Genomic DNA, 23,315 nt, shown 5'->3' with positions numbered 1-23,315 from the left:
CCCACGGTTATGGGACGGGCCGTTTCTCTTGGAGCTAGACGGTGGTTGTGATCGTCTGGCTGCGTTCGAGCTGTTCGCTGGCCAGCGCACGCTCGGCCTGGGCAACAGGAATGAGCGGAGCAGCCGGGCGAATCACTTCATAGAGAAGGGCTGCGATCACAGCGCCGATAAACGGTGCGAGGATGAACAGCCAGAGCTGTTGCAGCGCCCATCCGCCTACAAAAAGAGCCGGTCCGATGCTGCGCGCGGGATTCACGGAGGTATTGGTGATGGGAATGCCGACGAGGTGAATCAGTACCAGCACCAGTCCAATGGGGATTCCAGCAAAGCCTACCGGTGCCTTGATGTCAGTGGAGCCGAGCACGGTGAGAACGAGGAAGGCTGTGAGAATCACCTCTGCGGTGAAGGCTGCGGCCATGGAATAGCCGCCCGGTGAGTGGAGACCGAAGCCATTCGCTCCGAGTCCACTGGTGGCGGCGATGTATCCATCGGCCGTCCCCTGCGCAATGAACAGGATGAGAGCCGAGGCGATGATTGCGCCGATGACCTGCGCCACCATATATAGAGCTGCGTTCTTGGTGTCGATTTTCTTTGCCACGAGCAGGCCCAGCGTGACCGCGGGATTGATGTGGCAACCGGAGATGGGGCCTACTGCGTAGGCCATGGCCAGCAGGGAGATTCCAAAGGCGAACGAGACGCCGAGAAACCCGATGTGGCTGCCTGCCAGAACGGCGCTGCCTACTCCACCGAAGACGAGTACGAAGGTCCCAATGCATTCTGCTGCATATTTCTTCATAGCGCTCCTGCCTTGTTCGCCGTATTTACGGCAGGAGCGACTATAGCGCGGTTTCCAGGGGCCGAGAACAAGTAAGAATTTGTTGACCGGCTGAGGGATTACCTCGTGGTCGTCTCGGCGGCGTACTGCTCCTTGTACCAGGCCACGGTGCGGCGAAGTCCTTCTTCGAAGCTGACATCCGGCTCATAGCCGAAGGCATCGCGGGCAGCGGAAATGTCGGCCAGCGAATCGCGGATGTCACCGGCGCGGATCGGTCCGTAGACCGGCTGCTCCTTGAATTCGAGCAGATCGGCCAGCACGTGGAAGGTCTTGTTCAGGGTGTGGCGCTCGCCGCAGGCCACGTTGAAGACCTTGCCAGCGACATTCTCGGGCGCGGCCTTCATGGCTAAGAGGTTTGCCATCACAGCATTGGCGACATAGGTAAAGTCGCGTCCCTGCTCGCCGTCGCCGAAGATGGTGGGGCGTTCGCCGCGCATCATCTGCAGGGTAAAGCGCGCCATCACGCCGCTGTACTGCGAGTCGGGAACCTGGCGCGGTCCAAAAATGTTGAAGTAGCGCAGGCAGACGGTTTCGAGGCCATAAACCTGCCAGTAGCTCTTCATGTAGAACTCGCCCATCAGTTTCTGCACCGGGTAGGGAGCAATCGGCATGGGAACCATCGTCTCCACGCGCGGGAAACCCGGCTGGTTGCCGTAAGCCGAGGACGAAGCCGAATAGACGACGCGTTTTACGCCAGCGGCGCGAGCGCCCTCGAGCAGGTTGAAGGTGCCGTCGATGTTGGCCTCGTGGCTGGTGCGCGGGTCTTTCACCGAACGCGGAACCGAGGGCAGGGCGGCGGTGTGGAAGATGTAGTCCACGCCTTCGCAGGCAGCGGCGGTGGCTGCGGCGTCGCGCAGGTCGCATTCGACGAACTCGAAAAGGCCTTCCAGGTGGGCGAAGTTTTCACGCTTGCCGGTTTCGAAGTTGTCGAGACCGCGAACGGTGTCGCCGGTGCCGGCCAGTTTTTCGAGGAGGGTTTCAATAATCCAGGATCCGATGAAGCCGGCACAGCCGGTAACGAGGTAACGAGCCATATCGTCTTTCATCGTAATTCGTTCGGGAGAGCCGGGGCTAATCTGGCGCACCCGGCCTATCCGATAGATTTGTCATCCCGAACGCAGTGAGGGACCTGCTTTCTCTTTTCCGCACTCATCAAGAATCGTTTTTCACCACAAAGGACACAGAGAACACAGAGGGATTTGTGGCCTCGTATAGAGGGTTTTTCACCGCAAAGACGCAAAAGACGACATGGAACGCAATACCTTTGCGGCTTTTCTTTGCGTCCTTTGCGCCTTCGCGGTGAACGTTGTCGATTTGTTTCCAACCACGAATCCCTCTCTGTTCTCCGTGGTGAACAAGAACCTAGTTCTTCGGCCTTTTAACTCAATCAGGCATACTGTTAGAACATGAGCCACTTATCTCCTTTTCGCATGACTCCGTTCTTCCGTACCCGTATCTGGGGATTCCATGACCTCGCACCCTGGTATGACTTCAAGACCGACGGAGAGCCGATCGGCGAAGTCTGGCTGACGGGCGAAGAGCAATGCAAGGTGGCTTCCGGTCCGTTCGTGGGCCAGTCGCTGCAGCAGGTTACGGCTGAGCACGGCAAGGAACTGCTCGGGAACGTCTATGGCGACGGCGAGTTTCCGTTGCTGATCAAGCTGCTCTTTCCCAAGGAAAAGCTGAGCGTGCAGGTGCATCCTGACGACGAACTGGCGCAGAAGTACGGCGAGCCCCGCGGCAAGACCGAATGCTGGTATGCGCTCGACGCGCAGGAAGGCGCGGCGGTAGCGCTCGGCATCAAGGAAGGCGCAACCGTCGATCAGATCAAGGAATCGATCCCGGCCGGAACGCTCGAAGGCCTGCTGGAAATGGTTCCGGTCAAGAAAGGTGACATGCTTTTCGTGGACGCGGGAACCGTACACGCGATGGGCCCCGGCGTGGTGATCCTCGAAACCCAGCAGACCAGCGACCGCACCTACCGTATGTACGACTACGGCCGTCCGCGCGAGCTGCACCTGGAGAAGTCATTCGAGGCCATGCGGTTGAAGACAAAGGCCGGCAAGGTCGCTCCGAAGCAGGAAGGCGATCACTCGGTTCTGCTTGATGAGAAGTATTTCGAGATCGAGCGCTGGCCTCTGGCTGCGGGCGATGGCACCGCGGTGGTTTCCCGGAACGAGGGCGTGCAGATTCTCTTTGTGTCGTCGGGCGACCTGATGATTCACTCAGAGGGCGGAGAACAGGTCCACGTAGGCCGCTGTGAACTGGCGATCATTCCCGCCTCTTCGAAGCATGTGAAGGTTGAGGTCCAGAACGCTGCCGATGTAATTCGCATCGTGCCGCGTGTTGGCTGATACTCTGGTCTGCAATCAGCTTGTCAATTTTTTGCTGTCACTTGTGCTATTTAGGAGAACTCCTTGAAGGCAGACTTTCGCCCTATTATTCTCGCGGGCGGCAGCGGAACCCGCTTCTGGCCGCGCAGCCGCAAGGCGCGCGCCAAGCAGGTGCTGGCGCTCGATGGCGAGCGGACGATGATCCAGCGGACAATGGACCGCCTGGCGCCGCTTGCCCAACCCGAAGACTTCTGGGTTATCACCAACGACCTGCTCTCTGGAACCATCTGCGGACAGCTTGAAGAAGTACCCGAGGAGCAGGTGGTCTGTGAGCCTGCGGCCCGCAATACCGCTCCTGCTGCCGGGCTCGGCGCTTTCCTGCTCGAACGGCTGGCACCAGATGCGGTGCTCGGCATGTTTCCCGCCGACCACGTAATCTCTGACGAACCGGCCTTTATCGCCACTATCGAAAAGGCAATCGAACTGGCTGGCGCTGGAGAAAACATGGTCGTGCTGGGCATCAAGCCCACGCGTGCCGAAACCGGCTACGGATACATCGAAACCGGCGAGGCCACCGGCGAAGGCGTACTGCGCGTCCGCCGCTTTACTGAAAAGCCGAACCAGGAGCGCGCCGAAGAGTTTGTCGCCGCCGGCAATTACCACTGGAACAGCGGCATCTTTATCTGGAGCGCGAAGACGCTTGCCAACGCCGTGCGCGAGCACCTGCCGGAGATGGCTCCGCTGCTCGAGCAGATTGCCGCGGCGCATGGCACTCCGGAGTTCAGCAAGGTTTTCGCCGAGCTCTATCCCAAGTGCGAAAACATCAGCGTCGACTATGCAATTCTTGAGCCTCGTTCGGCCAAGGGCGAGCAGCGCTCTAACCTCTTTTGCATTCCGGCATCGTTCGGCTGGAACGACCTTGGTTCATGGGCGGCGCTCTACGAGCATCAGCACGACCTGAGGGCGAACACCGACGAGCACGGCAACGTGACCGAGTGCACCGGGCGCGTCGCGCTCGACGCCCGCGGAAACTACGTCTTCAGCCCGAAGAAGCTGGTGGCCATGGTCGGTGTAAGCGACCTGGTGGTCGTGGAAACCGACGACGCGCTGCTCATCACCACGCGCAACCACTCGCAGGAAGTGGGCAAGGTGGTCAAGGAACTGATCGAGTCCGGCCGCAAGGACCTGGTTTAAAAAAAATCAAACAGAATTCTGTTTTTGAGTCTGGGAAAAAAATGGCAGAGCGTAGTCCGGTTAAATTTGGCACCGACGGCTGGCGGGGAATCATCGCCGACGACTTTACCTATGAGAATGTTCGCGCGGCTGCTTCCGCCATCGGCCATTACATTCTGAAACACGAGAAGCCGGAGCAGGGTGTCTGCATCGGCTACGATACGCGCTTCGGCTCGCCGCGCTTTGCGCGCCTGGTGGCCGAGGTCCTGGCTGGCGCAGGAATCCCAGTCAAGCTGGCCAACCGAGTCACGCCCACGCCCGCGCTCTCCTTCGCGGTGCGCGAGCAGAAGGCGGCAGGCGGAGTGATGATCACGTCCAGCCACAACCCTTTCCAGTGGAACGGCGTGAAGTACAAGGCCTCTTACGGCGGATCGGGCAGCCCGGCGATCATCGGGCAGATCGAGACGTTTCTCGGTGAGCCCCTGCCGGTTGCGGCCAAGCCCGCGGAGATCGTCGAGACCGACTTTGTGCCGGATTACGTCGCCGCCATCGAAAAGTTTGCCGACCTCGACAAGATCGCGAAGTCGGGACTGAAGTTTGGCGTGGACTGCATGTACGGCGCAGGCAGCGGCATCCTCGCGGCCATCTTCGACAAGATTGGCGTCGATTACGTCGAGATCCGCGCCGAGCACAACCCGCTCTTTCCGCATATCAATCCTGAGCCGATCGAGCCGCACATCAAGGCGATGCAGGACACGGTCGTCCGCGAGAAGTGCGCGGCGGGCCTGGTCACCGATGGCGATGCCGACCGCATCGGCGCAGTCGACGAGCACGGCAACTTCATCGATCCGCACAAGATCTACTCGGTGATTCTCGAGTGGCTGCTCTCCCGCAAGGGCTGGCCGGGCGATGTAACGCGCGCCTTCAACACTACCTGCATGCTCGACCGCATCTGCGCTGCCTACGGACGCAAAATTCACGAGCACGGTATCGGCTTCAAGTACGTGGTGGACCTGATGCTGACCGAAGACATCCTGATCGGCGGCGAGGAGTCGGGCGGCATCGGCATCTCGAAGCACCTGCCCGAGCGCGACGGCCTGCTCAACGCCCTGCTGCTCGCAAACATCATGGCCGAAGAAGGCAAGACGCTAGGCCAGCTCGTCGCCGGTCTGCAGGCCAAGTACGGCGAACACCAGTACGGACGCATCGACCTGCACATCAACGACGATCTCAAGAACGCGACCATTGCGAAGGCAAAGGCCGGCGTGAAAGAGATCGGAGGCATGGCAGTCCAGAAGGTCGAAACGCTCGACGGCATCAAGTTTTATCTCGACAACCCGGAAGCGAAGTCGAAGCCGAACGCGGCAAAGACCTGGCTGCTGCTGCGCGCCTCAGGCACAGAGCCACTGCTGCGCATCTACTCGGAGTCGACCTCGAAGGAGTCGGTCGAGAAGCTGCTCGAAGCGGCGCGTGAGTTTGCGATGAACTCGTTGAATTAAAGAACCCTACTCAAAGGCCCGGCAGGAGAAAATCCTGCCGGGCCTTCGCTTTGCTCGCTCGATGCGATCATGGCAACTGCATTCGGATTCTGCTCGTCTCATAAACTCTTATGTCTCAACAGAAGAAACCAGGACCTGCCCGGAAGAAGCAGGCAAATGGCGTACCGCACACGGAGCGCAGCGCGGTACTACAGCATACGCAGCGCACCAAGATGGCGCAGAGCGCGCACCGGTATGTTCGCGGAAGCACGGTGAAGTTCTATGAATGGCTGCTGCGCGATCATAGCCACCTTGTGCCTGATGGGCCGCCGGTCTGGATCTGTGGCGACTGCCATCTCGGGAACCTGGGGCCGGTGGCAAGCCATGAAGGCAAAGTCGAGGTTGAGATTCGCGACGTCGATCAGACGGTGATCGGAAATCCGGCGCACGACATCGTGCGGCTCGGCCTGTCCCTGGCATCGGCGGCACGCGGCAACGATCTGCCCGGTGCAACCACGGCCTACATGCTCGAACACATGGTGGAAGGCTATCTCGCGGCGATGCACCGTCCGCACGCCACTGCCGCAGACGATGCGAAGGGCGATGACCTCGAACCCATCCAGGTGGCGTTGCGAACGTCCCTCAAGCGGCGCTGGCGGCATCTTGCAGAAGAACGCATCGAGGGCGTTGAGCCGGTCATTCCGCTGGGCAAGCGATTCTGGGCGCTGACCGATGAAGAACGCGCCTCGGTCGATGCACTCGTGGAGGAAGAGAACACGCTGGCAATGATTCGCAAGCTCGCGGGCGACCGGGAGCCGCGCAAGGTGAAGGTCATCGATGCCGCGTACTGGATGAAGGGCTGTTCGTCCCTCGGCAAGCTGCGATATGCCGTGTTGCTGGGTGTGGGCAAGGGCGATGACCGGGAGTATCGTCTGATCGACATCAAGGAAGCCGTGGATGCGGCCGCTCCGGCGACGGATAAAAAGGCCCTGGCAAAGCTGGGAATCGAGCAGCCGAAGAACTTCGCCGACCGCGTAGTAACAGGCGCCCGTGCGCTCTCGCCATTCCTCGGGGAGCGGATGCTCGCGGCGACCTTGCTGCGCCGGCCAGTGGTGATGCGCGAGCTGATGCCGCAGGATCTGAAGCTCGAGATCGATACACTCACACGTGCCCAGGCCGTGGGCGCGGCCCGCTTCCTGGCGGCTGTCGTCGGCAAGGCGCACGCACGGCAAATGAATGCGGCAACACGAAAGCAATGGATGGCCGAGCTGAAGAAAAACCGGTCGAAGTCGCTGGATGCTCCAAGCTGGCTGTGGCGAAGTGTCGTCGAGTTGATGGGCGAGCACGAGGTTGCCTACCTCGAACATTGCCGCCGCTATGCCATGGAGTAAACCACCCACGCTCAATCATCCACGGAGGGCCCATTCAAGACGGCACGTGGCCGGAAGTCTGGCCGTGGTCTAGCTACCGCCACTACTTTACGGGTGAGTCAGTACGGATGGGCACCCGGCAGGTACTTCACTGCGTTTTAGTTCGACTTCGGAACGGGCAGTCCGCTCCTTGATGCGAGTGGCGGAGTGGCCCCGTTCGCCACTTTCAGCATTCGAGCCTTGGTGTCGTCATAGCTCGGCTGCCCGTCTATGAACCCGACGAGTCCCTGAGTTTGGGTGATTGTGCCGTCCGGGTTAGTCCGGTCGGCGCTGTAGGTGTCCATTGAAAAGCGGCGCATTCCCTTCGCTGCCATGTCGGGATGTTGTTTCGCAAATCCTGGCTGATCGCCGTCGTTGCTTTCGAGCGTGATCTGCTGAAGAAGTGCGTTGCCGGCGTCGACCTGTCGTCCAAGCATGTATACGTGGTACGGGCTGAAGGGCACGAGCGCGTAGTAAATGTCTAAATATCCATTCGCCAGCTTCACGCGCTCAACGAGAAACCTGTCTGCACGCCGGAACTGCTCGTCGCTGCTCGTCTCGTGTAACTTGAGCACGGCAGCAATGGTCTTATCCCGCTCGGCCCCGTTGCCGCTTTCGGCGTAGGCACGTGCCAGCCACTCCAGCGCAAATGTGTCATCCGGATCGGATGTTGTACGTTCTTTCAGCAGCGAGATGGCATAGTCGCGATCGCCCACGACGACGGCGGTTTCCGCGGCGCCGTGTGTGATTGTAGGGTTCTCAGGGATCATCGCGTGGAGTCGCTTCATCTTCTCCAGCGCAAGCTCAGGATGATGCTCGCTGAAATCGTTCCTCGCCGCGTCAAAGAGTGCCTGTTGTTCGGCCGTCAACGTTGAGGCCGCAGGTTGCTGGGCCACGCCAAGAGAACTCCCGATCAACAGCAGAACAAATCCGAGTCGCCGCATCGAAATACCCTCTGAGAAAGAATTGAGCAGCCATGCGTGATGAGGATAGCTTCCGTACTCTACAAAAAGGATGAAAAGCCTTCAATCCTTATTTTGGGAACGCGGTTATTCGTAGCCTGCGGGAGTTGCAATGGACTCGCTGAGATGAAAAATTCTTGGTTCATTACCGTGGTACTGGCGTAAAGCGCGAATCGAGATGACAGGGTGCAGGGTGCCCCATCCATGACAGTTTTATCGTCATGGGTGGGTCTGCCACGGAACGTCGTCAATGCCTCCGAACCTGAAGCGCTATCAGGAGAGCGGACAGCTTCACTTCATCACCTTCAGTTGCTTCCACCGCCAACCGCTTCTGGACAACGACAGGCTCCGCACCCAGTTTGAAGAAATCCTTGAACGCCTGAGGCAGCGGCATCGTTTCTGTATCTTCGGTTATGTGCTCATGCCTGAGCATGTCCACCTGCTTCTTTCGGAGCCCGAAAAGCTTTCTCTAGCTTTGACCATTGGTGCTTTGAAGACAGAGGTCTCGAAGCTTAGCGGGCTGGACGGAGGAAGCTTCTGGCAGAGGCGGTATTACGACTTCAACGTCTACAGCCACCAGAAGTTCACTGAGAAGCTGAAGTATATCCATCGCAACCCGGTCAAGCGCGGGCTCGTCGCAAAGCCACAAGACTGGCCGTGGTCGAGTTATCGCCATTACTTTACGGGAGAGGCAGGACGTGTCGAGATTGAGTCAGAATGGACTCTCCGAACGAGGTCTCGTGCAACGGTGGAAACCCACCCATGACGATGAAGCTGTCATGGATGGGGCACCCGGGCAACCTCATGTTTAGCTTATCCACAGCAATTTCCATGCTTTACTTCCACGTAGGAGAGCTGCAATGGCCAAAGTGCAATATGGAATCGCAACATATGACAGATGGACAGGAACAGTTGATTCTGAGGTTAAGGCCCCGATGGACGGATGCTATGGCGGGTTTCACGAATTTTTCGAAAGTGCAGGTGAAAAAGGATGGGAACTATGCGGATGCTTTCCGTCCGGCACAGTGGGTCTCAACGTTGCGCAGCCAGATGGTAGCCGTCACAAAACAACGGATCCAAGCGAACACATCACCTTTATTTTTAAGAAGGTCTAATTATGACTGAACCTTACAAGGAAGAAGTGAATGCGATTTCGCCTGTAGCGATCAAGCTCGATCAAGAGGGCGTTCATGCTCCAGAGCATAATACATGGGGAATTGTCGTTTGCGATGTTTGTGGCGAGAGATTTGCTTTGGGCCCGCACCGTATATATGGTTCACGCACCACTGAACAGCAATGTGTAGAAGAACTTCAGGCGATTCTAGATGCTGATCATAGAGCTCAACGGGGGCATTCGTCTAGTTATAAGTTAGATGGTTAACTATCTCAATTAAGTGCAAGTTTCACATGTTCGGGCTGGGATAAGTTCACAATCTTATTCACCTTAAATCGCAACTGCCGCGAGCGGTATTGTGATGAGTGTCCTCGTAGAATCTTTATGGAAAACGAAACAGGGCGGAACGAGATCGCAGAAAAATCTATAGCTTGCAACGATGATTCGCTTCAGAAGTCGCTTGAGTTTGCGCGTCGCGTTGCTAAAGACGAAATAGATTCGATTGAGCGTTTGCATAACCGTGCTCTGAAGGCATTGAGCATTCCGTTGGCCGGCTTCGTCCTGCTTTTTTCCTGTGTCGGTTGGATCGGCTACTTGAATCTCAAACACGTCGCTGTTCAGACGGCAACAGATGTGGTGAAGGAACGACTCGCCGATGAGCTTACGCAAAAAAATATTGATACTGCTGTCCAATATGCCGTTCGAGAACATGCGGCGGACCAGATTGCAAATGCGGTCAACAAGCAGGTCGCATCGGCGATTACAAAACACCTGACCGAGCAGGCGCCGGAGCTTCGAGATGAAACGTCGGCAATGACGGCGAAAGCAATCTCAAACCTGCAACCACAAATTGAAGCTTTTGCTAAACAGCAGGCATTGAGATTGATCAGCGAGGCTAATGAGCCGAGGCAGTTGAGTCTTGCACAACGGCAAGCGCTTATTGATTATGCTAAACGGACGCCTCACTTAAGCGTGAATGTTGCAGTTGGTGGTGATTCAGAGGCCCAGCATTACGCAGCACTGATCTCACAGTCTCTTGAAGCCGGTGGTTGGAAGGTAGAGAGGCAAGCTCTTTTAAGTAGTTACCTTGATTTACCCAGCTATGGTCTGGTCCTCGCAGTAGTGCCAGCGCTCCAAGGAAGCTCCACCGTGACAGAATTAGTGAACTGCTTAACGGCAGCCAATCTCAAGCCTCAATTGAGAGCCAGCCCGAAATCTGCTGAATGGGGCGAGGAAACCACCTTGATAGTAATGCCTAAAGCCCGATAGTAATTTAGCGAAAAGTCTTTGGAATCGATATTTTCTGTCGGGTGTTGGGTGCGGGTGCCCCATCCATGACCGTCTTTTGGTCATGGGTGGGATTGGATGTTTGGGGAGATACAGAACCCACCCATGACGATGAACCTGTCATGGATGGGGCACCCAGTTTTTCGTCACACGGTTTTCTGCTGCTCACCGTGATCCCTGCGCAAAATAACCAGCTTTTCAAGCTTCGGTGTGACCCCCGGCGGTTGTGAAAGAATCTAAGAGACTGAGTCACGAAGGAGAAGAGAGCACTCTATGAGCAAGACCGCTACCCCCTTGACGCAGCTTTCCGCTTGGAAGGCACTCGAATCGCATGCAGAATCCATCAAGCCCAAGCATCTGCGCGAACTGTTCGCCGTTGACCCGGAGCGCGGCACGCGCCTTGCCGTCGATGCCGAAGGCATCTACTTCGACTACTCCAAGCACCGCATCACCGATGAAACTATCAAGCTATTGCTGCAGCTTGCCGAAGAGAGCGGCCTGAAGTCGCACATCGAGGCCATGTTCACCGGCGAGAAGATCAACATCACCGAGAACCGCGCCGTGCTGCACACCGCCCTGCGTGCTCCGAAGAGCGCCAAGGTCCTGGTCGATGGCGAAGATGTCGTTCCCGAAGTGCATAAGGTTCTCGACGCGATGGCGGCCTTCTCGGACCGCATCCGCTCGGGCGAGTGGAAGGGCTTCACCGGCAAGCCGATCAAGAATGTCATCAACATCGGCATCGGCGGTTCGGATCTTGGTCCGGTCATGGCTTACGAGGCGCTGAAGCACTATTCGCAGCGCAACCTGACTTTCCGCTTCGTCTCGAACATCGACGGCACCGACTTTGCCGAAGCCACCATCGATCTCGATCCTGAAGAGACGCTGTTCATCATCGCGTCGAAGACCTTCACCACGCTCGAGACCATGACCAACGCGCACACCGCGCGCTCGTGGACGCTGGCCAAGCTGAAGGACGAGAAGGCGATTGCCAAGCACTTTGTAGCCGTCTCGACCGCGGAGAAGGAAGTCACCAAGTTCGGCATCGACACCGCCAACATGTTCGGATTCTGGGACTGGGTCGGCGGCCGCTACTCGATGGATTCGGCGATCGGTCTTTCGACCATGCTGGCCATCGGTCCGGACAACTTCAAGAAGCTGCTGGCCGGTTTCCACTCGATGGACCAGCACTTCCGGAACACTTCTTTTGACAAGAACCTGCCCGTGCTGATGGGCCTACTGACCGTCTGGTACGCCGATTTCTTCGACGCGCAGACGGTTGCGGTTCTGCCCTATGACCAGTACCTGAAGCGCTTCCCGGCCTACCTGCAGCAGCTGACGATGGAGAGCAACGGCAAGCACGTGACGCTTTCCGGCGCGAAGGTGAACTACGAGACCGGCCCGATCTTCTGGGGCGAGCCCGGCACGAACGGCCAGCACTCGTTCTACCAGCTCATTCACCAGGGAACGCACCTGATTCCGTGCGACTTCATCGGCTTTGCCAAGACGCTGAACCCGCTCGGCGAGCACCACGACTTCCTGATGGCGAACGTCTTCGCGCAGGCCGAGGCCCTGGCTTTCGGCAAGACTGCCGAAGAGGTTGCGGCCGAGGGAACGGCGGCAGACCTGGTTCCGCACCGCGTCTTCGAGGGCAACCGCCCGAGCAGCACGCTGCTGCTGGAAAACCTGACCCCGGAAGCGCTCGGCAAGCTGGTGGCTCTGTATGAGCACAGTGTTTTCGTGCAGGGCATCATCTGGCAGATCGATTCGTTCGACCAGTGGGGCGTGGAACTGGGCAAGGTGCTGGCCAAGAAGATCATCGGCGAGCTCGAGAAGAACGGTGAAGGCCTGAAGCACGACGCCTCAACCAACGAGTTGATTACGCGCTACCTGAAGCTGAAGAAGTAACTGCTTCAAGACCTGGAAAAAAGGTGGGACGGGCCCTGAGGGTTCGTCCCACAACTTTTTTAGGCGGCCTGTGTTCAAAATAAGTAGCGCTTTGAGCGGGTGCTGCGTCCATTACAAATGTGCGGGCGCAGATAGATCACAAAGCGCAGAGGTGCAATGAGATGAGCAGAGTTTTGGCGGGAAGCAAGGCCTCCCGTAATGTCTCCCGGGTGACGCTGGCAGTGCTGATGGCAGCTTCCCTCGGCTTCTACGGAACTCCGTCAGCAATGGCGCAGAACGGCAACCAGCAGGCGGCAGCGCGTACGGACGCGGATATCCAGTCGGATGTGAACCATGCGCTGATGCAGGACGCAACGCTGCGCGGGCAGAAGATCACAGTTACGACCCAGCAGGGAACGGTTACGCTGACCGGACGCGTGCAGACGAACGCCCAGCGGCAGCAGGTTGAGACGCTTGCGGCCAACGTGAACGGCATTACCGGCATTGCGAATAATCTGACTGTTGCGGACCCTAACTCCCCGGTTCCTCCGCCGTCGAGCGGGCCTTCGCAGCTTGACCAGGCGAACAACGCCGACCAGGGCAACGGGCAGGATGAGGCTCAGAACCAGAATCAACCCCAGGCGCAGCAGAACGGCGAGAATCCTCCGCCTCCTCCGCCTGACCAGGAATCGCAGCAGCCGCAGCAGGGCGGATACTCGCAGCAGGGTGGCTACCGGATGGGCTATAACGGCGGCCAGGAGCAGGGATACAACGCTCCGCCCCAGGCTCCGCCGAGCGGCCCGATTACCCTGCCGGCGGGTACGCTGGTGCGTGTTCGCCTGAGCGAACAGCTTGATACCGCAAAGACCAAGGACGGCACCTACTTCCAGGCGACGGCTGCGGCTGACGTCTACCAGGGTGGTGTGCTGGCGATTCCGCGCGGCGCTACCTTGACCGGCGTCGTAGTGAAGTCGAAGAGCGCGGGCGACCTGGGTGGCTCGGCGATCATGGAGCTGCAGATTACCAACGTCAACCTCGAAGGCAAGATCTTCCCGGTGCAGAGCGACATCTGGTCGAGCAAGGGTCCGAACAAGGCCGGCTACACCACCAGCAACACGGTCGGCGGTGCGGCGGTCGGCGCGCTTATCGGCGGCATTCTTGGCCGCGGCGCAGGTGCGGCGATCGGAGCCGGTGTCGGCGGCGCAGCAGGACTGGCTGCCTCTTCGGCAACCAAGGGTCCGCGGCTGATTCTGCCGGTGGAGTCGACGGTCGACTTTCACCTGTTGAACCCGGTGACTGTACAGCCTGTCTCCTGGCAGGAAGCGCAGCGTCTCGCCTCGAACGTGCCGCAGCAGCCTCAGTTGCAGCGCCGTCCGATGTACGTGGTGCCGCGTCCGTATCCATATCCTTACTATGGATATCCCTATCCTTACCCTTACTAAGCAGATTTATTGCTTTAATAAAGGCCCTGCCGGCGCGGCAGGGCCTTTATTTTCAATCGATTCACCCCCGGCGTAGAAGTTTATGGTCAGTCGTCCGTTTATGATGGAAGAATGGTCGTGACTGCGTCTGAACGCCGGAAAACCTTTAGCCGACGCAGATTTCTGCAGCTTTCCGGTGCAGCGGCTGTAGGATTGCCGCTTTACGCCGGTGAGATCGCCCGGCACGAACTCCGAGTGGAAGACCGCACTTTCCATCTGGCACGGCTGCCCGATGTATTCCGCGGTATCCGTATCGTGCAGGTGTCTGACTTTCACTACAAAGAATTCACCGAAGCGTTTTTCCTGCGCGAGGTCGTTCGTGAGATCAATCGCCTCAGGCCGGATGCGGTTGTATTCACCGGCGACTTCATCACGAACGGTTATTGGTCAGCGGAGAAGACGGTGGGTTTCGGATATGAATGCGCCGAAATCCTGAGCCATGTCGAGTGCCCGCTGCGTTTTGGCGTTTTAGGTAATCACGATGCCGTGGTGCGTCCGGAGGCGATGATCGACGCCCTGGTGACGCATGGCATTACGGCGCTCGAAAACTCCGCATTCCCCATCGAACGCGACGGCAAGCGGCTATGGATAGCTGGGAGCGGCGACGCACTGACAGGTCATTTCCGGCCGGAGCATGCCTTACCTCGGGCGACCCAGGCGGAAGGCGAACCGGTGGTCTTTCTGGTGCATGAACCGGATGTGCTGCCCGAGGTGCTCAAGTGGAAGGTGGATCTGATGCTCTCCGGGCATACCCATGGCGGGCAGGTGCGCCTGCCGTTCGTTCCGCCGATGTTCTTACCCAGCATGGGCCAGGTTTACGTAGAAGGCGTCTACCAGATGGGAGCGACCCAACTCTATGTAAATCGTGGCATCGGAACCGTGAACCTGCCCTTCCGGCTGAACTGTCCGCCGGAGATTACCCACATTACTCTCGCTTAAGGTGCATCGCAGCAGGGTCATTTATACTGATTAGGCTTCCTGCGAAACAGGAAAAATCTTCCTCGCGCTGTGCCGGCCCCAGCTGTCGGTGCTGGTGCGGGCGCTTTCGAGTAAAGGTCGTCACTCATTCATGATTCGCTTCCTGCAAAAAGACAGCCGTTTAGTGAAGGGCGTCTTTATCGTCATTATTTCGGTGGCCTGCATCACGATGGTCATCACGCTCGTGCCAGGCATCTTCCAGGACCAGGTTGCAGGTGCCGATGTCTATGCCAGCATTGGACATGGCGGCCCGCTGGGACGCTTCCTTCCAGCTGCTGAAGAGATCCAGACCGCGGATGTACAGCTGCTCGCCCAGCGCATGCTGCAGCGCCAGCAGATGCCGGACTTCGTGCTGCCTTTCATGATGCAGCGCGTAGGCCAGGGACTGATCCAGCAGCAGATCGAGCTGATGGAAGCGCATCGCCTCGGCCTGACGGCAACCGATGACGACGTTCGCCGCTTTCTGCACACAGGTATGTGGGGCGAGGCGCTCTTTCCAGGTGGCAAGTACATCGGCGATGAGCAGTACGCGCAGTTCGTATCGCAGCAGTTCAACATGACGCGCGATAAGTTCGAAGGCGAAATCAAGAAGGAGATTGAAGAGACCCGCCTGCGCTCGCTGGTGACCGGCGGCGTGACCATCTCCGACAACGAGGTTCGCGATGCCTATCGCCAGCAGGCCACCAAGATCAAGTTCGATTACGCGGTGATCAGCTCCGACGACATCCGCAAGCAGATCAATCCGACCGACGATGTGCTCGAAGGCTTCTTCAAGCAGAATGCGTCGCGTTATGCCAAGGCTGTGCCCGAGGCCCGCAAGCTTTCCTATATCGCCTTCAATGCGTCGAATCTGCCGCAGGGCGCTCCGCAGGTTTCCGATGCGGATATGCAGCAGTATTACACCGCGCACCAGAAGGATTACCAGGTCGAGGACCAGGTGAAGGTTCGCCACATTCTGATCAAGGTCGACGCAAGCGATCCGAAGTCGGACGCGGCGGCCAAGGCGAAGGCGCAGGGCATCCTCGATGAGCTGCATAAGGGCGGCAACTTTGCCGACCTGGCCAAGAAGAACTCCGATGACCCGGGCAGCAAGGACCAGGGCGGTGAGCTTGGCTTCATCAAGCGTGGCGCGACCGTGCCGGAGTTCGACGCGGCAGCCTTCTCGTTGCAGCCCGGCCAGACATCAGGCCTTGTGAAGTCGAAGTTCGGTTACCACATCATCCAGGTGGAAGAGAAGCAGACGGCGCACACGCGTCCGCTCTCAGAGGTAAAGGACCAGATCCAGGCGACGCTGATTCGTCAGAAGGAAGCGGCCCAGGAGCAGGCGTTTGCTTCACAGCTGTCGACCGAGGCGGCGAAGAACGGTCTGGCCGCAACAGCTTCCGCGCATCACCTTCAGGTGCAGACGACCGAGTTCGTTTCACAGCAGTCGACATTGCCGAATGTGCAGGATGCTACCTCGCTTCTGGGCGCAGCTTTTGGCGCCAAGAAGGGTGCTGCTCCGGCAGTGGCTTCGACCGGCGATGGCTACGCGATCTACCAGGTGCTCGACATCCAGCCCGCGCATGCGCCGAGTTTTGCCGATTACAAATCGCATATTCTCGATGACTACCGCGAGCAGCAGCTGCCTCAGCTGCTGTCGAAGAAGACCAACGAGCTGGCGAACGATGCCCACTCTTCGAACGATCTGGCAAAGGCAGCGAAGGCTGCGGGTGCACAGTTCAAGACCAGCGACCTGGTTGGCCGTGAGGCCCAGGTGCCTGAGATTGGCGCGATCGCGACCGCTGCTCCGCAGCTGTTCGATCTGGGCGTGAACCAGATCAGCCAGCCGATCAACACGGGAACCAGCGGCATCGTAGCGAAGATCGTCGACAAGCAGGAACCGAATAGCGATGAGATCGCGAAGAACTTCGAGCAGACGCGCGAAGCACTTCTCGACCAGCGCCGTGAGGAGATGTTTGCGGTGTTCGTCTCGAACCTTCAGGAGAAGTATCAGAAAGAAGGCCGTATTCGCCTGAACAAGCGCGCACAGCAGGCGATGGGCGGCGGCGCTCCGGCTGGTGGCGGCGCTCCCGCGCGCTAGACGAAACAGCATCAATCCACGAACTGAAGCAACATTACCGACTGAAGCAACGGGGCCCGCGTTTTTCGAATCTTTCGAAACGCGGGCCTTTTCCTTTACCGCTCAGGACTCCTCATGCCTTTTGAAAGATCTTCCGGACTTTTGCTGCATATTACATCGCTGCCCTCGCAGGGCGGCGTTGGCGATCTCGGCCCCGCTGCATTTGCGTTTGCAGATTTCCTTGCGGCAAGCAAGCAGAGGCTGTGGCAGGTGCTTCCGCTCAGCCCCACGGGTTATGGCAATTCTCCTTATGCCGCGCTTTCGGCGTTTGCCGGGAATCCTCTGCTGATTTCGCTTGAGGTCCTGGCTGACTGGGGCTGGATCGAGAAGAGCAGGCTCAAGGGTCTTTCCGGCGCGGAAGGCGATGTCGATTTTGAGAAGGTTATCGCAAAGAAGGTTCCGCTGCTTGAAGAGGCCGCGCTGAACTTTATCCGCAAGCATGACGAAGAGCAGTGGAAGCGCTTCGAGTCTTACTGCAGCACCAACGGCACCTGGCTTAACTCCTATGCCTTCTACGCGGTTCTGCGCGATAAATTCCACGGAGCCTCGTGGAATACATGGCCGGAGAAGCTTGCCCGCCGCGATGCCGAGGCCATGGCCGAGTTCGAGCGCGAGAATGGTGAGGCGCTGGCCGTGCAGCAGGCCTTGCAGTTCGCCTTCGATGAGCAGTGGAGCGCACTGCGCGCCTATTGCGGCGAACGGAAGATCAAGCTGATCGGCGACATTGCGATCTTTGTGAACTACGACAGTGCCGATGTGTGGACCCATCCCGAGCTGTTTGAGCTGCACGAAGATCTTTCGCCGATTCGCGTAGCAGGTGTGCCGCCGGATTATTTCTCGGCCACAGGTCAGCGCTGGGGCAATCCGCTGTACCGGTGGGATGTGCTCGACCAGCAGAATTACTACTGGTGGGTCGATCGTGTTCGCCGTGCGCAGTATCTCTACGACATCATTCGCCTCGATCACTTCCGCGGCTTCGAAGCCTACTGGTCGATTCCCGCTGAGAACGACACTGCGGTAGACGGTGAGTGGATCAAGGCGCCCGGCGCCAAGCTCTTCCAGCGTCTGCGCGACGATCTGGGCGAGTTGCCATTCATTGCAGAGGATCTGGGAGTTATTACAGCGGAAGTGGATGCGCTGCGCGAGCAGTTCCAACTACCGGGCATGCGCATCTCGCAGTTCGGCTTCGGTAGCCGTCACGCGCACAATTATCTACCCCATCACTACATCCAGAACTGCGTGGTTTACACCGGCACGCACGACAACAACACGACGCGCGCATGGTGGGATAAGGAAGCATCGCAGGTCGAGAAGCAGGAGTTCACTACTTATCTAGCGCCTGCGAAGGGCGATGAGGTATGGGCGCTGATTCGGGCCGTAGAAACGTCAGTCGCCGATACCTGCATTGTGCCTGTGCAGGATCTGCTCAACCTCGGCGAAGAAGCGCGTATGAACATGCCTTCACGGCCAAGCGGAAACTGGAACTGGCGCGTCTCGCAGAAAGCATTGACGGAGCAATTGGCAGCGAAGCTGGCCGCGCTCGTCGAAGTGACCGACCGCGACCTGCCCGAAAGCATGAACGAAGAGATCGAGAATTCCTAAGGGTTAAACACTGTAGAGAATAGCAACCGGGAAGTGCGCGAGAAGATCGCGCACTTTCATTTTTCCATCTTCTGGCACAGTGACGCGTTCGTCGGTGAATGTGTTCTGCAACTCGGCATTTTCAAGCCCTGGCAACGTGATGGTTGCATTGCCCCACGCGTCCCCGATAGGAAGATTCGGCTTGCCCTGCATGAGCGTGCAGGTGAAGCGCGGCGCCACGATCAGCGCGACTTCGTTACCATTCTGGCGGAAGAAGGCAATGAGGTCGCTGCTCTCATTGCTGTAGACGGCAGTGTAGTTGCCCCGGCGGAAAGCCTCCGGCATGCGGTTGCGAACGGCCAGTGTGCGCGCCGTCGCCCACAGCTTAACGCGGCCATCGGCGAGATTGTTCATGACATCGTTACAAACCCAGATGGCACCCTGCTCGGCGGCCGTCTTTTCGAGAGTGGAGAGGGCGAAGTCGCGCGCTTCAAAATCGATGGGACGGCGGTTGTCTGGGTCGACGAGAGACAGGTCCCACATCTCCGAACCCTGGTAGAAGTCAGGAACGCCGGGTGAGGTCGCCTTCAGCACGACCTGTGAAAGCGAGTTCATCGCTCCAAACAGGCGAGCTGCAGGAAGCAGATCCTCGAGCAGCTTCACAAATTTTGCAGGACGCATGCCCTTGGTGACAAGAATGTCCTCGATGAATCCATGAACGGCAGAGAGGTATTCTTCATTTGGATTGATCCAGCTGAGATTGACCTTGGCTTCGCTCAACGCCTTCGCGAGGTAGTCCTTGAGCCGGGTGACGAAATTTTTGCGGTCTTCGTCTGTGTCCATCAACCAGGGCCACGCCCCGAGGATGGTCTGGTAGATCATGTACTCTTCGTTGGCGTCGGGTGCGATGCGTCCGTCGTCGAGCGTGCGCTTGAACTTCGCATTGGCGCGCTGCGCGCGGCGGACGAAGGCAGCCCAGCGTTGCGGAATCTCAGACAAAACATTCAGACGATTACGAACATCTTCGCTGCGCTTGGTATCGTGCGTGGAAGAGCCGAGCATCGTGTCCGGCGAACGCTCGAGGCGTTCTGCATTCGCGGCGTGGAAGGTTTCGATCGAGAGCCCGAAGGATTGGATGGAGCTGCCCACTTCGTTCGAGGAGATAAACCGGTTATAGACGTAGAAGGCTGTGTCTTCGACGCCCTTTGCCATCACCGGTCCGGTGAGCTGCTGGAACTTCAACGCAAAGTAAAGCTCGCGCTGGTCGATCTCCTCGCCTTCGCGCCCATGCAGAAGAAGTGTCTCTTCGAGGAAGTCGAAAGCTGAAGCGTCAATGTCGGAGTTGTAATGCTTCGCTCGCGCTACCGCATGGTGGATGAAGGCGCGGTCGCGCTCCGTGTACTGGCCTCGATCGTCAATATACGTGCGATAGACGGGGAAGCAGGCGATCGTTTCGCGAATGACTGTCTCGAGAATATTGTTGGTGAAGTCGCGCGCACGCCGATTCTCCGAAGCAAGATGGCTCAACAGATTCGTGAGCACATAGGTCTCGCTCGAAAGTGCATTCTGCATCACCTGAAGCTTGGCGCGATAGATGATCTCAACAGGGTCGGAGCTGCGTCCCAGCACCTGCGTGTAAAGGGTGTTGAACGCCTTCTCGTTCTGCTGCTGGATGAAGACCTGGTTGCCGAGGTAGGTGAAAACGTAACCGCTGGTGCCCTGAACCGGCCATTCGCGTGGCAGAGCTTCGCGTGGTTCGAGGATTTTTTCGACGACGACGTATAGCGGGCCCTGCACCGTTGTCCAGTCGTATCCGCGCACTGCCTCACGAATCTCAACCTCAATGCCGTTCGGAGCGACCGGTCCAATCGGGGTCGGTCCGCCGCATTGGCTGGCGACGTACAGCAACTGCAGCCGGATAAGATATTGCCGCGGGTCGAACATGCCGTCGCAATGGTCGATGCGCAGGCCGGTCACGAGCTTATCCGCAAGAATACGGCGGATCAGGCAGTGTGTATCCGCGAAGACGACCGGATTCTCCATGCGGAGCCCGACGAGCTCGTTGACGTCGAAGAAGCGGCGGTAATTAATCTCCTCGCTCGACACGCGCCAGTATGAGAGGCGATAAGGCTGCGCCTCGAGGATGCGATGCAGCTGATCGAAGCTGGCAGCGTCGCCTTCAACGCCGTTTACCTGCTGCAGCACGCGTTCGAGAATCGGCTGCATGGCCGGGCTGCGCAGCTCTTCGATCATGCGCGGCTTGAGGCTGCGCCATTGCTCGCGGCGCTGAGCGGCGAGCGCAGGGTCTTCCGTGTCGTGCGGCGGCATGTGAATGAGGTCCTGCAGCAGGTCGCGGAAAGACTGCGGGATGCCCAGTGCCTGATCTTCTTCCTGTGGAAATAGCAGTGCAAGCGAGCGCGGAGCCAGCGGCATGGAGTGGTCGTAATAACGAACGCGGGGAACTCCATCGTCGACCGTGACCTGGATCTGCTTGTTTTCAAGCGCCTCGCCATACTGGTTGCCGAGGATCGGCAGCAGCAGCTTGCCACGCATTTCCGGTTTGACTGGCGACCAGTCGATATCGAAATAGCCGGAGTATTCCGAGGCGCGTCCATTCTCAAGCACGTCCTGGAACCAGATGGAATCGTTGCCGATGGCCATGTGGTTTGGCACGGTGTCGAGCAGCAGGCCCATGCCCGCCTCACGGATCGACGCTGCCAGCAGCTGGAACTCCTCATCGCCGCCGAGTTCGGGATTGAACTGGTCGTGGCGCGTGACGTCGTACCCGTGCATGCTGCCTGGGCGTGCTTCGAAGACGGGCGACAGGTAGTAGTCGCCAATCCCCAGCCGCTTCAGGTAGGACAGAATCTTCCTGGCGTCAGCAAAGGTAAAGCCGGCATGAAGCTGCAGGCGATAGGTAGAGCGCGGTGCGCGCGCCTCGGCGTGCAGTGTAGGTTCGATGCACTCTTTCATGGACTCAATCGATGCAATGGTCATACGTGGGGAGAGTTACTCTTACAGGAATTGTGCCGCGTTAGTCTCACGTTGAGATGCCGGATCTGGCTGGCGCGTTTCCAACTGGGCCCGGCTTTACTTGACGGCCCGGCTCGGGGAGAATGGGAAAGCAGAAAGTTCTATTCGATCCTATTCAGGAGTGTCTTTTATGCCGCTTTCCGGCGAAGCTATTCGCATGATGAACTACATTGACGATGTTTCGGTTACCCTTCGCCGTATTCTTGCGCTGGTTCCCTCGCTTACCCCTGAGGAACGTCAGCGGGTGAGTGAATACATGGCGGAGTCGAAGCCAAATGTCGAGCAGGTTCAGACCACGCTCAAAGCCAAGTAATTGATGCTATGAACGCCGGCGGCGTGAGGGAACCTTTTCCTGCGCCGCTGCGTAGTTACTGGCAGCCAGATGCAGAGTCCTAGCGACACTTTCGGTCAGGTTTTCCGGGCCATCTGGGCGAATAAACTTCGCTCATTCCTTACCATGTTTGGAATTGCGTGGGGCGTAGGCTCCATGCTGCTGCTCATTTCCGTGGGCGAAGGCTTCCGGTCGGGCAATCATCGCCAGCTTGCGAGCTTCGGCAACGACCTGATCATGATGTGGAGCGGCAACATTCCCGCGGTGCCAAATCAGCACACCGGCATGCGTCCCTATTACCTGACATTGGGCGATGCCGAGGCGATGCGCACCGAATTGCCGGACGTGCGCGCAGCCGTTGCGCTCGTGAACAACGACGACATCAAGCAGCAGAGCCAGTACCAGACAGTTGGCGGTACGGTCGTCGGCACCGAACCAGGTTTCAGCTCGGTTCGCTTCATGCCCCTGACGCAAGGGCGTTTCCTGAACGATGGTGACATTCTCAATCGCAATCACGTGGTGGTTCTCGGGCAAAAGAGCGCGGAGATGCTGTTCCCGGGGCGCAACGCGATGGGCGAATACATTACCCTCAACGGCACGCGCTTTGAGGTGATCGGCATCGCCGACAAGATGGGCCACGGCAACAACGACGGTGATAATCAGAAGATCTACATTCCTATCTCGGCAATGCTTGAGATGTTTCCGCTGAAGGGTGACAACGTTCCGCGCGACGCTGTCAGCTCGGTTCAGTATCAGCCGCGCGTGCATGGTGACAATGTCATCGCCAAGCAGCAGGTGCACCAGCTCATTGCGCGCCGCCACGGCTTCGATGCTTCAGCAACCGAGGCCTTCAACGAGTGGGACACGATCGAGAGCGAGCAGATGGTCGGGAAGATCTTCACCGCCATGGATGTCTTTCTCGGCGGTGTCGGCGTTGTCACGCTGGCACTGGGCGCGGTCGGCATCGTGAACATCATGCTGGTGTCGGTAAGCGAACGCACGCGCGAAATCGGCCTTCGCAAAGCGATTGGCGCTACCAGCCGCAGCATCCTCTTCCAGTTCTTTCTTGAGGGGTTGATTCTGACCGGCATCAGCGGGCTGATCGGCATCGGCGGCTCGGCTTTGTTCATGTTCCTGCTGCAGAAGGTGGTGGGAAATTCGGCACAGGGCTTCGATCCTCCGCACCTGCAGCCATGGTCTGCGGCGTTGGCGATGGGCTCGTTGAGTATTTGCGGCATCCTGGCCGGGCTTTACCCAGCCGCCAAGGCAGCGGCGCTCGAACCGGTCGAGGCACTGCGACGGGAATAGGTAACA

Annotated in this window: 19 protein-coding genes; 15 read left to right on the top strand and 4 right to left on the bottom strand. The window is 58.4% G+C overall.

All coding sequences use genetic code 11. The features are described from left to right. Positions 1-34 precede the first annotated feature (34 nt). Together aqpZ and LJD29_RS03315 are read right to left on the bottom strand one after the other, a co-directional pair. Positions 35-796, bottom strand: coding sequence for an aquaporin Z (gene aqpZ, locus LJD29_RS03320; protein ID WP_446744337.1), 762 nt, complete (start codon positions 794-796; stop codon positions 35-37). A gap of 98 nt (positions 797-894) precedes the next feature. Continuing rightward, positions 895-1,869: an SDR family oxidoreductase gene (locus LJD29_RS03315; protein ID WP_446744336.1), complete on the bottom strand. Its 975-nt coding sequence runs from the start codon at positions 1,867-1,869 to the stop codon at positions 895-897. A 372-nt stretch (positions 1,870-2,241) separates the two neighbouring features. On the opposite strand from LJD29_RS03315, the gene LJD29_RS03310 reads away from it, so the two are divergent. The 4 genes from LJD29_RS03310 (at position 2,242) to LJD29_RS03295 (ending at position 7,210) form a co-directional block, all read left to right on the top strand. Beyond that, on the top strand, positions 2,242-3,189 hold the full coding sequence (locus LJD29_RS03310; RefSeq protein WP_446744335.1) for a type I phosphomannose isomerase catalytic subunit: 948 nt from the start codon (positions 2,242-2,244) through the stop codon (positions 3,187-3,189). A gap of 63 nt (positions 3,190-3,252) precedes the next feature. Then, positions 3,253-4,362, top strand: coding sequence for a mannose-1-phosphate guanylyltransferase (locus LJD29_RS03305; protein ID WP_446744334.1), 1,110 nt, complete (start codon positions 3,253-3,255; stop codon positions 4,360-4,362). 41 nt (positions 4,363-4,403) lie between these two features. Continuing rightward, a complete protein-coding gene (locus tag LJD29_RS03300) occupies positions 4,404-5,840 on the top strand; it encodes a phosphoglucomutase/phosphomannomutase family protein (protein WP_446744333.1) in 1,437 nt (478 codons plus the stop codon). A gap of 110 nt (positions 5,841-5,950) precedes the next feature. Beyond that, positions 5,951-7,210: a DUF2252 family protein gene (locus tag LJD29_RS03295; protein ID WP_446744332.1), complete on the top strand. Its 1,260-nt coding sequence runs from the start codon at positions 5,951-5,953 to the stop codon at positions 7,208-7,210. A 137-nt stretch (positions 7,211-7,347) separates the two neighbouring features. On the opposite strand, the gene LJD29_RS03290 is transcribed toward LJD29_RS03295, so the two are convergent. Then, positions 7,348-8,172 (bottom strand): tetratricopeptide repeat protein, encoded by an 825-nt coding sequence (locus LJD29_RS03290; protein ID WP_446744331.1) that lies wholly within the window; start codon positions 8,170-8,172, stop codon positions 7,348-7,350. A gap of 268 nt (positions 8,173-8,440) precedes the next feature. On the opposite strand from LJD29_RS03290, the gene LJD29_RS03285 reads away from it, so the two are divergent. The 9 genes from LJD29_RS03285 (at position 8,441) to malQ (ending at position 18,658) form a co-directional block, all read left to right on the top strand. Beyond that, positions 8,441-8,956 (top strand): REP-associated tyrosine transposase, encoded by a 516-nt coding sequence (locus tag LJD29_RS03285; protein WP_446744330.1) that lies wholly within the window; start codon positions 8,441-8,443, stop codon positions 8,954-8,956. Then, on the top strand, positions 8,953-9,315 hold the full coding sequence (locus tag LJD29_RS03280) for a hypothetical protein (RefSeq protein WP_446744329.1): 363 nt from the start codon (positions 8,953-8,955) through the stop codon (positions 9,313-9,315). Before LJD29_RS03285 ends, LJD29_RS03280 begins: the two co-directional genes overlap by 4 nt. Beyond that, positions 9,308-9,571, top strand: coding sequence for a hypothetical protein (locus LJD29_RS03275; protein WP_446744328.1), 264 nt, complete (start codon positions 9,308-9,310; stop codon positions 9,569-9,571). The genes LJD29_RS03280 and LJD29_RS03275 overlap by 8 nt, the downstream gene beginning before the upstream one ends. 117 nt (positions 9,572-9,688) lie before the next feature. Then, positions 9,689-10,573, top strand: a complete 885-nt coding sequence (locus LJD29_RS03270; protein WP_446744327.1) for a hypothetical protein — start codon at positions 9,689-9,691, stop codon at positions 10,571-10,573. A gap of 291 nt (positions 10,574-10,864) precedes the next feature. Next, positions 10,865-12,496, top strand: a complete 1,632-nt coding sequence (pgi, locus tag LJD29_RS03265) for a glucose-6-phosphate isomerase (RefSeq protein WP_446744326.1) — start codon at positions 10,865-10,867, stop codon at positions 12,494-12,496. 161 nt (positions 12,497-12,657) lie between these two features. Continuing rightward, positions 12,658-13,917: a BON domain-containing protein gene (locus LJD29_RS03260; protein WP_446744325.1), complete on the top strand. Its 1,260-nt coding sequence runs from the start codon at positions 12,658-12,660 to the stop codon at positions 13,915-13,917. A gap of 117 nt (positions 13,918-14,034) precedes the next feature. Next, complete coding sequence (locus LJD29_RS03255) at positions 14,035-14,895, top strand: metallophosphoesterase (protein WP_446744324.1); 861 nt, start codon at positions 14,035-14,037, stop codon at positions 14,893-14,895. Between the two features lie 130 nt (positions 14,896-15,025). Continuing rightward, positions 15,026-17,017 (top strand): peptidylprolyl isomerase, encoded by a 1,992-nt coding sequence (locus LJD29_RS03250; RefSeq protein WP_446744323.1) that lies wholly within the window; start codon positions 15,026-15,028, stop codon positions 17,015-17,017. A gap of 69 nt (positions 17,018-17,086) precedes the next feature. Next, positions 17,087-18,658, top strand: a complete 1,572-nt coding sequence (malQ, locus tag LJD29_RS03245; protein ID WP_446745870.1) for a 4-alpha-glucanotransferase — start codon at positions 17,087-17,089, stop codon at positions 18,656-18,658. Positions 18,659-18,661: 3 nt separating this feature from the next. Here the strand turns inward: malQ and treY are convergent, their stop codons facing one another. Then, positions 18,662-21,634, bottom strand: a complete 2,973-nt coding sequence (treY, locus tag LJD29_RS03240; RefSeq protein ID WP_446744322.1) for a malto-oligosyltrehalose synthase — start codon at positions 21,632-21,634, stop codon at positions 18,662-18,664. A 166-nt stretch (positions 21,635-21,800) separates the two neighbouring features. Between treY and LJD29_RS03235 the strand changes: the two genes are divergently transcribed. Then, on the top strand, positions 21,801-21,983 hold the full coding sequence (locus tag LJD29_RS03235; protein WP_446744321.1) for a hypothetical protein: 183 nt from the start codon (positions 21,801-21,803) through the stop codon (positions 21,981-21,983). A gap of 174 nt (positions 21,984-22,157) precedes the next feature. Continuing rightward, positions 22,158-23,309, top strand: coding sequence for an ABC transporter permease (locus tag LJD29_RS03230; protein ID WP_446744320.1), 1,152 nt, complete (start codon positions 22,158-22,160; stop codon positions 23,307-23,309). The last annotated feature ends 6 nt before the right edge of the window (positions 23,310-23,315 follow it).

The organism is Silvibacterium acidisoli (genome assembly GCA_022870745.1).
In the GTDB taxonomy this organism is placed as follows: Bacteria; Acidobacteriota; Terriglobia; order Terriglobales; family Acidobacteriaceae; genus Silvibacterium.
The sequence above is the reverse complement of the archived record's forward strand: the minus strand, read 5'-3'. Positions and strand labels throughout refer to the sequence as shown.

Excerpts from the sequence above, each read along its gene's own strand:
- LJD29_RS03270 (WP_446744327.1), top strand. The coding sequence starts at position 9,689 with ATGGAAAACGAAACAGGGCGGAACGAGATCGCAGAAAAATCTATAGCT.
- treY (WP_446744322.1), bottom strand. The coding sequence starts at position 21,634 with ATGACCATTGCATCGATTGAGTCCATGAAAGAGTGCATCGAACCTACA.
- LJD29_RS03300 (WP_446744333.1), top strand. The coding sequence starts at position 4,404 with ATGGCAGAGCGTAGTCCGGTTAAATTTGGCACCGACGGCTGGCGGGGA.
- LJD29_RS03250 (WP_446744323.1), top strand. The coding sequence starts at position 15,026 with ATGATTCGCTTCCTGCAAAAAGACAGCCGTTTAGTGAAGGGCGTCTTT.
- LJD29_RS03310 (WP_446744335.1), top strand. The coding sequence starts at position 2,242 with ATGAGCCACTTATCTCCTTTTCGCATGACTCCGTTCTTCCGTACCCGT.
- LJD29_RS03230 (WP_446744320.1), top strand. The coding sequence starts at position 22,158 with ATGCTGCTGCTCATTTCCGTGGGCGAAGGCTTCCGGTCGGGCAATCAT.
- aqpZ (WP_446744337.1), bottom strand. The coding sequence starts at position 796 with ATGAAGAAATATGCAGCAGAATGCATTGGGACCTTCGTACTCGTCTTC.
- LJD29_RS03235 (WP_446744321.1), top strand. The coding sequence starts at position 21,801 with ATGCCGCTTTCCGGCGAAGCTATTCGCATGATGAACTACATTGACGAT.
- LJD29_RS03260 (WP_446744325.1), top strand. The coding sequence starts at position 12,658 with ATGAGCAGAGTTTTGGCGGGAAGCAAGGCCTCCCGTAATGTCTCCCGG.
- LJD29_RS03280 (WP_446744329.1), top strand. The coding sequence starts at position 8,953 with ATGACGATGAAGCTGTCATGGATGGGGCACCCGGGCAACCTCATGTTT.
- pgi (WP_446744326.1), top strand. The coding sequence starts at position 10,865 with ATGAGCAAGACCGCTACCCCCTTGACGCAGCTTTCCGCTTGGAAGGCA.
- LJD29_RS03315 (WP_446744336.1), bottom strand. The coding sequence starts at position 1,869 with ATGGCTCGTTACCTCGTTACCGGCTGTGCCGGCTTCATCGGATCCTGG.
- LJD29_RS03290 (WP_446744331.1), bottom strand. The coding sequence starts at position 8,172 with ATGCGGCGACTCGGATTTGTTCTGCTGTTGATCGGGAGTTCTCTTGGC.
- LJD29_RS03285 (WP_446744330.1), top strand. The coding sequence starts at position 8,441 with ATGCCTCCGAACCTGAAGCGCTATCAGGAGAGCGGACAGCTTCACTTC.
- LJD29_RS03295 (WP_446744332.1), top strand. The coding sequence starts at position 5,951 with ATGTCTCAACAGAAGAAACCAGGACCTGCCCGGAAGAAGCAGGCAAAT.
- LJD29_RS03275 (WP_446744328.1), top strand. The coding sequence starts at position 9,308 with ATGACTGAACCTTACAAGGAAGAAGTGAATGCGATTTCGCCTGTAGCG.